Origin of the sequence: Paracoccus nototheniae (assembly GCF_004335005.1) — a bacterium.
GTDB lineage: Bacteria > Pseudomonadota > Alphaproteobacteria > Rhodobacterales > Rhodobacteraceae > Paracoccus > Paracoccus nototheniae.
Window position 1 is genome coordinate 20,195 of record NZ_RQRT01000025.1, and the last position, 14,386, is coordinate 34,580.

A 14,386-nucleotide genomic window follows, 5' to 3' on the forward strand; every position below is an offset into this window, starting at 1 on the left:
TCAGACGCCGCTTGCCGGAATGCCGAACCGCTGGACGGGACGCGGCGCGCTCAGCTCTTTCCAGGCCGACAGGGCGCGGCTCACGCTTCCCTGCGGCTTGCGGGCGACGAATTCGCCATGCCCCTCGCGGCTGTCCACCACCCCTTCGGTCACCGCCACCACACCCCGCGTCAGCGTGAACCGGGGCAGGCCCTTGACTGTCTTGCCTTCGAAGACGTTGTAATCGATGGCCGATTGCTGGGCGCCCACCGTGATGGTCTTTTCCGCAGCCGGATCCCAGACCACCAGATCGGCATCCGATCCGACAAGCACCGCACCCTTCCGGGGATACATCCCCAAAATCTTGGCCACATTGGTCGAGGTCGCGGCCACGAACTCGTTGGGCGTCAGCCGACCCGTCCCGACGCCATGGGTCCACAGCATCGGCATCCGGTCCTCCAGCCCCCCGGTCCCATTGGGGATCTTGGTGAAATCGCCCAGACCCGTGCGCTTCTGCGCGGTGGTAAAGGCGCAGTGATCGGTCGCCACCACCGACAGGCTGCCCGATTGCAGACCGGCCCACAGGCTGTCCTGATGGGCCTTGTTGCGGAAGGGCGGCGACATGACCCGCCGCGCGGCATGATCCCAATCGGCGTTGAAATACTCGCTCTCATCCAGCGTCAGATGCTGGATCAGCGGCTCGCCCCAGACCCGTGCGCCACGCGCCCGCGCGCGCCGGATCGCCTCATGGCTGTCCTCGCAGCTGACATGGACCACGTACAGGGGCACGCCCGCCATATCGGCCACCATGATGGCGCGGTTCGTGGCCTCTCCCTCGACCGCCGGAGGGCGGGAATACGCATGCGCCTCGGGCCCGGTATTGCCCTCGGCCAGCAGCCGTGCCGACAGCTCCGCCACCACATCGCCATTCTCGGCATGGACCATCGCAATGCCGCCCAGATCGCCCACCCGACGGAATGACGCGAACAGCTCGTCGTCATTCACCATCAAGGCGCCCTTATAGGCCATGAAATGCTTGAAGCTGGTGATCCCGCGATCGACCACCGCCGCCATCTCGTCAAAGACCTGCGGCCCCCACCAGGTCACCGCCATGTGATAGCTGTAATCGCAATGCGCCCGGCCCGACTTGTTGTCCCACATCTGCAACGCATCCAGCAGCCCCTGACCGGGCGAGGGCAGGGCGAAATCCACCACCATCGTCGTGCCGCCCGCCAGCGCCGCCCGCGTACCGGATTCGAAATCATCCGCCGAATAGGTGCCCATGAAGGGCATTTCCAAATGGGTATGCGGATCGATCCCGCCCGGCATGATCAGGCAACCGGTCGCATCCAGCACCTCATCGCCCACCAACCCCGGGCCGATGGCCGCGATCCGGCCCCCCTCGATCAGCACATCCGCCTGATAGCTCAGATCCGCCGTCACGACGGTGCCGCCCCTGATGACCGTGCTCATCGCGCTCCCTTTCTTCTTCACTCAAATATCCCGCGGGGGGTCCGGGGGGCGCGAAGCCCCCCGGCTATCGTCCGCATCAGCAGATAACCTCGGCCGTACCCGCCTCAGCCAACCACTTCGGCGGCATCCAGCACCGCATGCAGCAGCACATCGGTTCCGGCCCGCGCCCAGTCCGGGGTGATCTCCTCGGCCTCGTTATGGCTCAGCCCGTCCTTGCAGGGGCACATGATCATCACCGTCGGCGCGACCTTGGCGATCCAGCAGGCATCGTGACCGGCGCCCGAGACGATATCCATATGGCTGTAACCCAACCGCTCTGACGCGGCCCGGATGCTGTCGGCCAAATCCGCATCGAAGGTCACCGGATCGAAATGCCCGACCGGCTCGATTTCGATCTCCAGCCCCAATCCGCTCGCAATTTCAGTGGCTTCCACCTCGAACCTCGACCGCATCGAGGTCAGCTTGCCCAGATCCGGTGACCGGAAATCGACGCAGAAGACCGCCCGTCCGGGGATCACGTTGCGGCTGTTGGGCCAGAAACCGGCCTGACCGACGGCGCCCACGGCGGCGGGCTGGTGATCCATCGCGATGCGGTGCACCGCCTCGATCATCTGCGCCATGCCGCGCCCGGCATCGACCCGCATGGCCATGGGCGTGCTGCCGGTATGGGCGTCCTTGCCGGTCAGGGTCACCTGCAACCACCACAAACCCTGCCCATGGGTCACCACACCGATCTGGCGCCCCTCGGCCTCGAGGATCGGGCCCTGCTCGATATGCAGTTCGAACATGGCATGGATTTTGCGATCGCCCGGCGCTTCGGTGCCGCGCCAGCCGATGCGGTCCAACTCCTCGCCAAAGCTCTTGCCCTCGGCATCCTTGCGGCTGTTGGCGTAATCCTCGGTCAGCACGCCCGCAAACACGCCCGAGGCCAGCATGGCAGGCGCAAAGCGTGCGCCTTCCTCATTGGTCCAGTTGGTCACCACGATGGGGCGGCGCGTGCGCAGCCCCAAGTCCCTGATCGAGCGGATGACCTCCAGCCCCGCCAGAACGCCCAGCACGCCGTCATATTTGCCGCCCGTGGGCTGGGTATCCAGATGGCTGCCGATATAGACCGGGTCCAGATCCGGCTCGGTCCCCTCATGGCGCATGAACATGCTGCCCATGCGGTCCAGACCCATGGTCATGCCCGCCTCTTCGGACCAGCGCTGGAACAGGGTGCGGCCCTCGGCATCGGCATCGGTCAGCGTCTGACGGTTGTTGCCGCCCGCCACGCCCGGCCCGATCGCGGCCATCTGCATCAGGCTGTCCCACAGCCGGTCGCCATCGACCGTCATGTTCGCAACCGTCATCCCGGCGCCCAAGTCGCTCATGTCTTGTCCTTCCTGTCGGGCCGCCCTTGTCTGACGCAAGGGTCGGCTTGATGGGTCTGCCGCCCTGTCAGGCGGTCTTCAGCACATCGCCAAGGGTGCCGATCAATTCGTCGATCTGCGCCTCGCTGATGATCAGCGGCGGCGACATGGCGATGATGTCGCCGGTCACGCGGATCAGGATGCCGGCTTCAAAGGCCTTGACGAACATGTCAAAGCCGCGCTTGCCGGGCTGGCCGTCGATAGGCGACAGCTCGACCGCGCCGATCAGGCCCATATTGCGGATATCGACCACATTGGGGTGGTCGCGCAGGCTGTGGATCGCCTCTTGCCAATAGGTCTCCAGCCCGGCGGCGCGGGTCAGCAGCCCTTCCTCGGCATAGGTGTCCAGCGTGGCGATGGCGGCGGCGCAGCTGATCGGGTTGCCGGAATAGGTGTATCCGTGGAACAGCTCGATGATGTGTTCCGGCCCCTGCATGAAAGCGTCGTGGATCTGCGCCGATGCCAGCACCGCACCCATCGGGATCACCCCGTTGGTCAGGCCCTTGGCGCAGGTGATCATGTCGGGCACCACGCCGAAATGCTGGGCGGCAAAGGGGCTGCCAAGGCGACCAAAGCCCGTGATCACCTCGTCGAAGATCAGCAGGATGCCGTGCTTTTTCGTAATCGCGCGCAGCTTTTCCAGATAGCCCTTGGGCGGCATCAGCACGCCGGTCGATCCGGCCATCGGCTCGACGATCACGGCGGCGATGGTTTCCGCGCCATGCAGGGCGACGATCCGCTCCAGCTCGTCGGCCAGGTTGGCGCCATGTTCGGGCTGGCCCTTGGTGAAGACGTTTTCGGGCAGATGCGTGTGGGGCATGTGATCAACACCCGCCAGCAGGGTACCGAAATGGCGGCGGTTGTTGACGATCCCGCCGACCGAGATGCCGCCGAAGCCCACCCCGTGATAGCCGCGTTCCCGCCCGATCAGCCGGGTCCGCGCCGCATCGCCCCGGGCCCGGTGATAGGCCAGCGCGATCTTCAGCGCGGTATCGACCGCCTCGGAGCCCGAGTTGCAATAGAACACATGCTCCATCCCGTCCGGCGCGATATCGACCAGCCGGTTGGCCAGCTCGAACGCCAGCGGATGGCCCATCTGAAAGGCCGGGGCATAATCCAGTTCGCCGACCTGCGCCTGCACCGCCTCGGTGATGCGGGGGCGGCAATGGCCCGCATTGCAACACCACAGCCCCGCCGTCCCATCCAGCACCTGACGACCGTCCGAGGTCGTATAGTGCATGTCCTTGGAGGCCACCAACATGCGCGGCGCAGATTTGAATTGCCGGTTCGCGGTGAACGGCATCCAGAAGGCGCGCAGGTCATTCGGGGCGGGCTTGCGGTCGAGCGGCATGGGGGTCGTCCTCACGGAATATTGACCAAACGGTCAGGATCAAGCTAGCACGGGGCAGGGGGCAGTCAAGCATCCTGAATGGGTTGGTGACATTTCAGACCAAACTGCCCAAAATCAGATCATGCCAGAAGCGGGGACGTGATGACAGAGACCAGCGAACCTCAGATGTCGCGGATCCAGCAGAAAAACCGCGACCTGATCCTGCACGGCGCGCTGGAGGCGTTTTCGGCCAATGGCCTGCGCGGCGCGACCATCGACCAGATCGCCCGGTCGGCGGGTCTGTCCAAGCCCAATGTGCTGTATTATTTCGGATCCAAGGACGAAATTCACAAGGCGCTGCTGACCACCCTGCTGGAGATGTGGCTGGCGCCCATGCAACAGATCGACCCGGATGGCGACCCGCTGTCAGAGGTTCTTCGATATATGCGCGCCAAACTGATGATGTCGCAGGATTATCCCCGCGAAAGCCGGCTGTTCGCGCATGAGATCCTGCAAGGCGCACCGCACCTGACCGAGATCCTGGGCGGCGGGCTGAGAGAGATCGTGGACCGCGCTGCCGGGGTTCTGCAGGGCTGGATGGATCAGGGGCGGCTGGCCCCGGTCGATCCGCGCCATCTGATCTTTTCGATCTGGTCGATGACCCAGCACTATGCCGATTTCGAGGCTCAGGTCCGGGCCGTTCTTGGCCCGGGACGCGATCCCATCGACGAGGGCGGGGTGTTTCTGGACAACCTTTATCGCAAGCTGCTGACGCCCTAGGCGGGCGGGTCCAGCATCTCGGCGGCGGTCATGATCAAGGCCAGATTTTCATGCGCGGCGGCGATGAAATCCAGACGGATGCCAAGGGCCCAGTCCTTGGTCGCCGCATGGGTCGCGGCGATGATGGCGGCGGCCAGAATCTCGATCACGCGGTCATCCGTGCTGGGCAGGCGGCGGTGCAGCAGGCTGCGCATATGGGCGCGGCGGGTCAGCATGGCGCTGTTGCGCAAAGCCTCCAGCTTGGCGTCGCCCTCGGACAGGGTCAGCAGATGGCCGATCATCTCGCGCTCGGTCAGATAGCGTGCCAGATGGCTTTCGATCAGCTTGCCCAGATCATCGATCAGCCGCCCCGTGCCCGCCACGAACGCCTCGGACGCATCATGGGGGTAATCGGGGGGCGGCCCCATCAGGGCAGCCTCTTTATACGGATAATAGTTGAAGAATGTCCGGGTGCTGATGCCCGCGTGACGCGCGATCGCCTCGGTCGTGACGTTGGTCAGGCCATCGCGGACGGCCAGATCGACCGCAGCGGCCTGAATCCGTTTGGCGGTCTTGTAGCGTCGCGTTTCGAAAGGGCTCATGCGGGTCCGTTCTTGGCTTATCTTCGGCAAAGGGTGTCAAGCGCGCGGCCCGGATGCAAGCCCGAAACATCGCCGCGCACATGCGGAAAACGCCGTCTGCCATCGGCAGAGAGCGTTTGCGCAGTATCGTCAGCCCGTCTGGCGGGGATCAGCTGCCCCAGCTGCGGACCGGACCGCAATCCATGTGGACAAAGTTCGACCGGCTGTAACGTCCGACCCCACCTGCGCGGCAAGCCACCGCAGCCTGATACATCTGCCCGACCGAGCGGGATTTCAGCCGCAGATCGGCGGCCTTGCCGGTCAGGTGCAGCGAATTCTGCGCGACCCCGCCCGACTGGCGGCGCAACATCGCATTGGTGCGCGGCGAGCGATAGCCCGACAGCATCATGTAAGGCTCGTTCGTCTGCATCAGGCGCGACGAGGCGGCGGCCACGTCGATGGTGCGCGGATCGATGCCGATCACCTCGCCGGTGCGCCAGTCGCGCATGAAGACATTGATTTCGTTCAGCGCCTCGCGGATGTACTTGCCATCGACCCAATAGACGGTATCGATGCTTTCGCCGGTCCGACCGTTATACATCCGCACCCGGCGCATGTCGCCCGCATTCCCGCGCAGAAAACCGAAGGCATTGGCCATAACCGGGGTCGCCGCAACAGTGGTTGCCGCGAACACACCAAGAATGCCGCGACGGGAGATAAGGTCCATTGTCATGTCAGATCGCCTGTCCTGCTTCGTTTTTTCAGCCTGCGACGGGTCGCGGCTCATCGTGGTTTATCCCCGACTTGTTAACTTTATGTCAAAACCCGGTGTTCCATGAAACAGATTCGACGGTTATCACCAAGGATAACATCTGTTTCGGCAAGTTTTCGCCGAACGCTTCGGTTGTTGCGGATTGGTGACCTTGCTGTGCTGTTTGTGCAACTTGTGGTTTTCTGGTTGTGGAACAACACGCTGTCCGGTGGCAGGGGCGCGGGGATTATGGAAGAATGACGAACGGGTATCAGGGGTGCAACATGGCGGTTCGGCGGCTTTCAGGCGTTCTGGTGCTGATGGTGGCGGCATTCGGGCAGCTAGCCGGCCCGGTTCATGCGCAGGAACCCGCCGGTTCCCTCGCCGTGGCGGTTTCGCCACGTCTGCAGTTCACGCCCGACCAGATGGCACTGGCCATGGCGGTGGCAGGTGACGCCGATCTGGCGGCATTCTATGGCGACAACGGGCTGCAGCCGGTGTTTCTGGGCCCCCAGGGCGCGGCCCGGCGCGCAGCCCTGCATGGCGCGGTCGCCGGAATGCCCCGACATGGCATTCCCGTCGCGCGCTATCCCTTGCCGGTCGCCACTGCTCCGGCCCTGACGCTGCAGGCGGAACTGGCCCATGCGCGCATGGCGGCGCGGATGCTGCGCGATCTCACCGGGGGCGTGCTGAGCCCGTCCCGCGTCGATCCCGAGATCAAGCGTCAGCCGTCGCGAAATGCCGTGCCGGGTCTTCTGGCGCAGTTTCAGGCATCGGAGGATCCCGCGACGGTTCTGGCCGGGGCCGCGCCCGATCACCCGGCCTATCTGGCGCTGCAGGCGGCGCTGAACGGGCGGGCCGATCTGGCCGTGCCCGCGGATCTGCCGCGCATTCCCGACGGTCTGTGGCGTCCCGGCATGCGCGATCCGGCCCTGGCTGCGCTGCGCGCGCGGCTGGCGGCGATCGGCTTTGAAGCGGCGGCGGGCGACGCCGCCGCCTATGACCCGATCCTGACGCAGGCGGTCGCGCGGTATCAGCAGGCCGCCGGGCTGCCCGATGACGGCATCGCGGGTCCGCGCACGATCGCGGCGCTGAACGGCGATGGCGGGACGGCAGACGACCGCCGCACCCGCGCCATTCTGGTCGCGATGGAGCGGCTGCGCTGGATGGCCGGGGATGATCTGGGCCGCCGCCATGTCTGGGTGAACATCCCCGAATTCTCGACCACCATCATTCAGGATGGGGCCGAGGCCTTCCGCACCCGCAGCGTCATGGGCAAGGACACGCCCGAGATGCGCACCCCGGAATTTTCCGAGATGATGGCGAATGTCGTGGTCAATCCCAGCTGGAACGTGCCCCGGTCGATCACCGTGCGGGATTACCTGCCCAAGCTGCAGGCGAACCGCCATGCGGTGTCGCATCTGGATGTGGTGGACGGATCGGGGCGGGTGCTGGCACGCGACGGGATCGATTTCGCGCGGTACACGGCGGCGAATTTCCCCTTTCGCCTGCGCCAGAAGCCAAGCGACGACAATGCGTTGGGAATCGTGAAATTCATCTTTCCCAACCGGTGGAACATCTATCTGCACGACACGCCGTCCAAGCATCTGTTCGCCAACCGGGTGCGCGCCGATTCGAACGGCTGTATCCGGATCGGCGATCCGGTCGATCTGGCGCATGCGCTGTTGTCGGAACAGACCGCCGACCCCGCCGCCTTGTTCCGCCGCGCGCTGGACAGCGGACGAGAGACCTGGCTGACCCTGAAACCGGCGGTTCCGGTGCATCTGGTCTATTTCACCGCATGGCCGGGGGCGGATGGGCAGGTACGGCTGTTCGACGACATCTATGGCCGCGATGCGCGCCTGTGGCAGGCGCTGGAGGCCGAGGGGTTCGGCCCCTCGGCGATGTGAGGCGCCAAGGCGGAGCTAGGCACTGGAAGCGGTGGGGCAAACAGGCTAAGTCCCTCGGATGAAAGGGGGCCTCATGGCTGTGACGATGGCGGAACTGGCGGTTGCTCTGGACGCACGCCTCTGGGGCGACGGGACGATCCGGGTCACCGGCGCGGCCGAGCCCTCATCCGTGACCCCGGTCGGACCCCAAGGCGGCACGCTGGCGCTGGCCATGTCACCCAAATATGCGGAAGGCCTGCAGCCCGGCTGCATCGCCATTCTGGCCGAGGGGATGACGCCCGAGGCCTATGATCTGAAAGCCGCGATCTTTGCCCCTCGTCCGCGTCTGGTCATGGCCGGGCTGACGCGCGCCTTTGACCAGGGCCCCGACATCGCGCCCGGCATTCATCCAAGCGCCGTCATCGACGACAGCGCCGTGATCGGCGCGGGGGCGGCCATCGGCCCCTTCGTAGTCATCGGCGCGGGTGCGAGTATCGGCGAAGACGCCCGGATCGGCCCTCATGTCAGCATCGGGCGCAATGCCCGGATCGGGTCGCAGGCGCTGATCCATGCCGGCGTGCGCATCGGCCATGACGTGATCGCGGGCGACCGGCTGATCGTGCAGCCCGGCGCGGTGATCGGCGGAGACGGGTTTTCCTTTGTCACCCCCGAAGAATCGGGGATCGAAGAGATCCGCCGCACGCTTGGCACCCGGTCCGGCGTCAAGGCCCAGCACTGGACCCGCATCCATTCGCTTGGCGCCGTGGAACTGGGCGATGATGTCGAGATCGGCGCCAACACCACCATTGACCGGGGCACGATCCGCGCCACCCGCATCGGCGACGGCACCAAGATCGACAACCTTGTGCAGGTGGCGCATAACGTCGTCGTCGGGCGCGACTGCCTGTTGTGCAGTCAGGTGGGCATCGCGGGATCGTCGCAGATCGGCGACCGGGTGGTGCTGGCCGGTCAGGTCGGCGTGAACGACAATATCACCATCGGCGATGACGTGATCGCGGGCGGATCGACCAAGATCTTCACGCGGGTTCCGGCGGGCCGGGTCATTCTGGGCAATCCGGCGGTCAAGATGGAAACGCAGTTGGAAATCCAGAAAGCTGTGCGCCGTCTGCCGCGTTTCGCAGAACAGTTGTCGAAACTTCAGGATAGCGTGACACGCCTGTTGGAAAAGGGCTGAACAGGAGGCGACATGACAGACCATATCAGACAGCGCATCCGCGCGATCATCGCGGAACAGGCCATGCTTGACCCCGATCAGGTGACCGACGAGGCGACCCCGCAGGATCTGGGCATCGACAGCCTCGGGCTTGTCGAATCGATCTTTGCGATCGAGGAGGAATTCGACATCTCGGTCCCGTTCAACGCCAACGAGCCCGAGAAATCCGAATTCGACATCTCGAACATGGGCACGATCATCGCCGCGGTCGAGCGGCTGGTGGCGGACAAGGCCGGATGAGCGGCGAACCAACTCAGACTTCGCCGGATGCGGCCCTGATCGATGCTGGCCGTGCGGCGCCGGTCGTTCAGCCGACCCGTGATCTGTCCGGGCGGGGCGGGCTGCGGCGCGTGGTCATCACCGGGGCGGGCACGATCAACGCCCTTGGACATGATGTCGGATCGACGATGCAGGCGTTCCGCGAGGGGCGCTGCGGCATCACCCAGCTGGAATTCCGCGATGTCGAGCGTCTGTCGATCCAGATCGGCGGGCAGGTCCATGACTGGACGCCCGAGACCTATTTCAACCGCCAGCAGATCCTGCTGTATGACAAGTTCACCCAGTTCACTTTGCTGGCCGCCAAGCAGGCTGTGGCGCAATCGGGGCTGAATTTCGAAGGCGCGCTTGGTCTGCGGTCGGGCGTCGTGCTGGGCACGGCGGGCGGCGGGCTGAACACCTGGGATGAAAATTACCGCGCCGTCTATGAAGAGGGCAAGAACCGCGTTCATCCTTTCGTCGTCCCCAAGCTGATGAACAATGCCGCAGCCAGCCATGTCAGCATGGAATACGGGCTGCGCGGCCCGGCCTTTACCGTCGCCACCGCCTGCGCCAGTTCGAACCACGCGATGGGGCTGGCCTTTCAGATGGTCCGGTCGGGCGCGTCCGACGTGATGCTGTCGGGCGGGTCCGAGGCGATGCTGTGCTTTGGCGGCGTCAAGGCGTGGGAAGGGTTGCGCGTCATGTCCAAGGATGCGTGCCGCCCCTTCAGCGCCAACAGGAACGGCATGGTGCAGGGCGAAGGCGCGGGCGTCTTCGTCTTCGAGGAATACGACCATGCCCGTGCGCGCGGCGCCGAGATTCTGGCCGAGGTGGTGGGCTTTGCCATGTCCTCTGACGCGCAGGATATCGTTATGCCTTCGGCCCAGGGGGCGGAACGGGCAATCACCGGGGCGATGGTCGATGCGGGCCTGAACCGCGAGGATATCGGCTATATCAATGCGCATGGCACCGGTACGGCGGCCAATGACAAGACCGAATGCGCGGCGGTGGCCCATGCCTTCGGCCATCATGCCGATCGGCTGATGATCAGTTCGACCAAGTCGATGCACGGGCATCTGATCGGCGGCACCGGCGCGGTCGAGCTGTTGGCCTGCATCATGGCGCTGCGCGACGGGGTGATCGCGCCGACCATCGGCTATCAGGAACCTGATCCGGAATGCGCGCTGGACGTGGTCCCGAACGAGGCGCGCGAGGCGCGGGTCGATGCGGTCCTGTCCAATGCCTTTGCCTTTGGCGGGCTGAACGCCGTCATCGCCCTGCGCCGGGTCTGACACCGCCCTTCTGATCTGACAGGTCGCCTGATCTGAAACACCAGCCGACATGAGAACGCCGCGCCCCATCGGGGCGCGGCGTTGCGATTTTTTGGCGCTGTATGCGCGGCTTATTCTGCGGGTGCCTCGGCGGCGGGCGCATCCGGTGCAGCAGCGTCGGGTGCCGCGTCGTCGGCGGGGGCCTCATCCGCAGCCGGGGCCGGTTCGTCGGCATAGGCGGTCAGTTCGTCGAACGCGGCGGTAAAGCCCCGCAACGAGGCGACCAGCTGCACCGGCTCTGCCGGATCGCCGCCGAAGGGCAGCAGCTGCAGCGTGGCATTGGTGCCGCGCTTCATGCCTGCCAGTTCCTCGGGGGTAAAGCCAAGACGGGCCACGCAGCCCACCGGCGCGCAGAAGCTGAAGGGATAGCCGCGCATCTCGCCGCCATCCAGCTGAAAGCCCAGACCCTCGATCAGGTCGGTTTCCAGCGGCGCGACCAGCGTCGCCCCGGCGGCGACATTGCCATTGGTCAGCGGCACCAGCGTCAGTTCGGCAACCGCATTGTCATCGGAATCGGTCAGCAGCTTGTACATCTCGCAGGGGTCTTTGCCCTCGCCTGCGCGGATGCAGCGGATGGTCCAGTCGCCATGTTCGGATTTGGCGTAATAGGAACCCGGTCCCTCGGGGTCGCGCGCCGGGGCGGCGCCGGGGGCTGCGGGCATGTCGGTGGCGGCATCGGCGGCCTGTTCCGACGGGGTGGCGGCAGGGGCATCCGTTGCGGGTGCGGCGGTCGCCGGAGCCCCGGTGGCCGGAGCCTCGGCTGCGGGCGCATCAGCGGCGGGCGCCGTGGCGGCGGGTGCCTCTGGCGCGACGGGCGCGGAGGGCGCATCCTGAGCGAAAGCCGGTCCGGCAATCAGCGCAAGGGCCGCCAGCAAAGCGTGCGAGGATTTGATGGTCATGGATGTTTCTACCTTTTGCTCAACGCATTGGGGCCGATCTAGCATGGCCGCAGGGCCTTGTCAGGCCCCCGGTCGCGCACGGGCTGTCACCTTGGCTTGACCCGGGCCGCGCCTTGCGCGGCGATCCGCCGAACGCCAAAGGGTGTCGCCGGACGGTTGCGGGGACGACGCGGGCAATAGGCAAAGGGCCGCAGTGTACACTACGGCCCCCGACGCGATGCGTAGTCTCCCTGCCGGACTGGCCGGTCATTATTCCGCCGGAACCTACGCGCGCAGATGTGATCCGTCAACGGGTCATCGGCAGGGAACCGATCACGAAAAAAGGCCGCGCCCGGGGGCGCGGCAGTCCAACAGGGAGGTTTGTCCGGACCAGGCAAGGGGGCCGGACAAGATCACCTTGCCACGAAGGGATTAAGAATGTCTTTTCAGGGCGTGCATGACCGGGGGTGTTGCGCGATTTTTTGCCGGGGGGAATGGTGATGGCGGCGATTCTGGATGATGCGACGGGAACGGTCTTTGTCGGCGGCGCGGGTCCGGGCCACGCCACACCCGAGACGTTGCTGCTGCGGCTGGCCAACCGGCACGGGCTGATCGCGGGCGCCACCGGGACCGGCAAGACGGTCACCCTGCAGACCCTGGCCGAAAGCCTGTCGCTGGCCGGAGTGCCGGTTTTTCTGGCAGATGTGAAGGGCGATCTGGCCGGGCTGGCACAGGCGGGGTCCGATCAGGCCAAGCTGCACGGGGCGTTTCAGTCCCGCGCGACCCAGATCGGCGTCGATCTGGACTATCAGGCCTTTCCGGTCACCTTCTGGGATGTCTGGGGCGAGACCGGCCACCCCGTCCGCACCACCCCGGCCGAGATGGGGCCGGTCCTGCTGTCGCGCCTGATGGGGCTGACCGATGTGCAGGAAGGGGTGATGACCATCGCCTTTCGCGTCGCGGATCAAGAGGGGCTGCCGCTGCTGGATCTGGCGGATCTTCAGGCGATGCTGATCTGGGTCGGCCAGAATGCGGCGGATCTGTCGCTGCGCTATGGCAATGTCACCCGGGCCAGCGTCGGCGCGATCCAGCGCGCCCTGCTGGTGCTGGAAACCGAGGGTGGCGACCGGTTGTTCGGCGAACCGGCGCTGGCGCTGGATCATCTGATCCGGCGGGACGATCAGGGCCGGGGGATGATCAACATCCTGTCGGCCTCGCGGCTGATGACCGCGCCGCGCCTCTATGCGACCTTTCTGTTGTGGCTGTTGTCCGAGCTGTTCGAGGAATTGCCCGAGCTGGGCGATCCCGACCGCCCCGTTCTGGCGTTCTTTTTCGACGAGGCGCATCTGCTGTTCGACGATGCCCCCAAGGCGCTGATCGACAAGATCGAACAGGTGGCCCGGCTGATCCGGTCAAAAGGTGTCAGCATCTGGTTCGTGACGCAAAGCCCCACCGATATCCCCGATGCGGTGCTGGGCCAGTTGGGCAACCGCGTCCAGCATGCCCTGCGCGCCTTCACCGCCAAGGATCAGACTGCCCTGCGCGCAGCGGCGCAGAATTACCGCCAAAACCCCGATTTCGACATTGCCGAGGCGATCCAGCAGGTCGGCACCGGCGAGGCGGTGACGTCTTTCCTGCAGCCCAAGGGCGTGCCGGGGGTGGCGCAGCGGACGCTGATCCGTCCGCCCTTCAGCCAGCTGGGACCGATTGCCGACGACCAGCGTCGGGCGATCCTTGCGGGTTCAGACATGGGGGCGGTCTATGACACGGCGCTGGACCGGGATTCCGCGCATGAGATGCTGGCCCGGCGCACAGCCGAGGCAGGAGCGGCTGCGTCAGAGGCAGGCGCCAAGGGCAAGGATGACGATCTGTTCGACATGCCGCCGCGCACCGGCACCGACAAGGGCACGGGGCGCGGTCGCCCCTATCAGCCGCCAAAGCCTGCGACGGCGCCCGCGCGGGGACGGTCCGACAGCATCGCCCAGACCTTTGGCAAAAGCCTGGCGCGGCAGCTGGGCAGCCGCACCGGACAGGCGCTGGTCAGGGGCGTTCTGGGATCGCTGCTGAAAAAGCGGCGCTGATCTAGCCGAGGCTGGCCGCCGGGCAAGGCGGACGGGCGGCGACGGCGGCGCGCATCTCGGCCAGAATGGCGATCATCAAGGTGACGTGCCGGCGCAGATTGTAATCGGGCGCCTGCGTGATGCGCAGGTCGTTCTGCAGATCCTCTTCGGCGCGCAGGCGGGGCAGGACCATGCCGGGGGCCGGGCAGCGATCGACCCGCAGCAACCGCGCCAGATCGCGGCTGCGCTTCCATGACGACTGGCCTTCGCGGGCGGCGCGGATCAGCGTCGCGGGGCGGCGCAGGCCCGGATGCGCCGGGCGGGGACGAAAGACGATCACGTTCGAAACTGCGGTCATGGGCCATGTCCTTTGCATTGCGTGACGCCACCATCACACAAGGCCAGCCCCTGTTGCCAAAACCCCTGACGCAGCGCGCGGTGGGGCAAGGCTTCT

Annotated in this window: 13 protein-coding genes; 6 read left to right on the forward strand and 7 right to left on the reverse strand. The window is 65.8% G+C overall.

What is annotated here, in order from left to right:
• The 3 genes from hydA to aptA all read right to left on the reverse strand — a co-directional run bounded on the left by hydA (position 1) and on the right by aptA (position 4,212).
• Positions 1 to 1,452, reverse strand: coding sequence for a dihydropyrimidinase (hydA, locus tag EG885_RS10930; RefSeq protein ID WP_131574516.1), 1,452 nt, complete (start codon positions 1,450 to 1,452; stop codon positions 1 to 3).
• 104 nt (positions 1,453 to 1,556) lie between these two features.
• Complete coding sequence (locus tag EG885_RS10935; protein ID WP_278248478.1) at positions 1,557 to 2,822, reverse strand: Zn-dependent hydrolase; 1,266 nt, start codon at positions 2,820 to 2,822, stop codon at positions 1,557 to 1,559.
• Between the two features lie 67 nt (positions 2,823 to 2,889).
• Positions 2,890 to 4,212, reverse strand: coding sequence for an omega-aminotransferase AptA (gene aptA, locus EG885_RS10940; protein WP_131574517.1), 1,323 nt, complete (start codon positions 4,210 to 4,212; stop codon positions 2,890 to 2,892).
• A gap of 141 nt (positions 4,213 to 4,353) precedes the next feature.
• Here aptA and EG885_RS10945 point away from each other — a divergent pair, with 141 nt between their 5' ends.
• On the forward strand, positions 4,354 to 4,971 hold the full coding sequence (locus tag EG885_RS10945) for a TetR family transcriptional regulator C-terminal domain-containing protein (RefSeq protein ID WP_131574518.1): 618 nt from the start codon (positions 4,354 to 4,356) through the stop codon (positions 4,969 to 4,971).
• Here EG885_RS10945 and EG885_RS10950 read toward each other — a convergent pair.
• Both EG885_RS10950 and mepK read right to left on the reverse strand, forming a co-directional pair.
• A complete protein-coding gene (locus EG885_RS10950; protein ID WP_131574519.1) occupies positions 4,968 to 5,552 on the reverse strand; it encodes a TetR/AcrR family transcriptional regulator in 585 nt (194 codons plus the stop codon). The two genes, EG885_RS10945 and EG885_RS10950, sit on opposite strands and share 4 nt — an antisense overlap.
• Before the next feature lie 148 nt (positions 5,553 to 5,700).
• Positions 5,701 to 6,264, reverse strand: coding sequence for a peptidoglycan L,D-endopeptidase MepK (gene mepK, locus EG885_RS10955; RefSeq protein WP_131574520.1), 564 nt, complete (start codon positions 6,262 to 6,264; stop codon positions 5,701 to 5,703).
• Positions 6,265 to 6,566: 302 nt separating this feature from the next.
• Here mepK and EG885_RS10960 point away from each other — a divergent pair, with 302 nt between their 5' ends.
• The 4 genes from EG885_RS10960 (at position 6,567) to EG885_RS10975 (ending at position 10,955) form a co-directional block, all read left to right on the forward strand.
• The gene (locus EG885_RS10960; RefSeq protein ID WP_131574521.1) at positions 6,567 to 8,192 is read left to right on the forward strand and encodes a L,D-transpeptidase family protein; all 1,626 of its coding nucleotides are present in this window, start codon (positions 6,567 to 6,569) and stop codon (positions 8,190 to 8,192) included.
• A 73-nt stretch (positions 8,193 to 8,265) separates the two neighbouring features.
• Entirely contained in the window at positions 8,266 to 9,366 is a 1,101-nt protein-coding gene (gene lpxD / locus EG885_RS10965) for a UDP-3-O-(3-hydroxymyristoyl)glucosamine N-acyltransferase (RefSeq protein ID WP_131574522.1), read from the forward strand.
• Positions 9,367 to 9,378: 12 nt separating this feature from the next.
• Positions 9,379 to 9,645, forward strand: coding sequence for an acyl carrier protein (locus tag EG885_RS10970; RefSeq protein ID WP_131574523.1), 267 nt, complete (start codon positions 9,379 to 9,381; stop codon positions 9,643 to 9,645).
• A gap of 101 nt (positions 9,646 to 9,746) precedes the next feature.
• Positions 9,747 to 10,955, forward strand: a complete 1,209-nt coding sequence (locus EG885_RS10975) for a beta-ketoacyl-[acyl-carrier-protein] synthase family protein (RefSeq protein ID WP_131574542.1) — start codon at positions 9,747 to 9,749, stop codon at positions 10,953 to 10,955.
• A gap of 110 nt (positions 10,956 to 11,065) precedes the next feature.
• On the opposite strand, the gene EG885_RS10980 is transcribed toward EG885_RS10975, so the two are convergent.
• On the reverse strand, positions 11,066 to 11,893 hold the full coding sequence (locus EG885_RS10980) for an invasion associated locus B family protein (protein WP_242679613.1): 828 nt from the start codon (positions 11,891 to 11,893) through the stop codon (positions 11,066 to 11,068).
• Between the two features lie 479 nt (positions 11,894 to 12,372).
• On the opposite strand from EG885_RS10980, the gene EG885_RS10985 reads away from it, so the two are divergent.
• Positions 12,373 to 13,953, forward strand: coding sequence for a helicase HerA-like domain-containing protein (locus tag EG885_RS10985; RefSeq protein ID WP_131574525.1), 1,581 nt, complete (start codon positions 12,373 to 12,375; stop codon positions 13,951 to 13,953).
• Position 13,954: 1 nt separating this feature from the next.
• Here EG885_RS10985 and EG885_RS10990 read toward each other — a convergent pair whose 3' ends face one another.
• Entirely contained in the window at positions 13,955 to 14,290 is a 336-nt protein-coding gene (locus EG885_RS10990) for a DUF6477 family protein (protein ID WP_131574526.1), read from the reverse strand.
• Positions 14,291 to 14,386 lie beyond the last annotated feature (96 nt).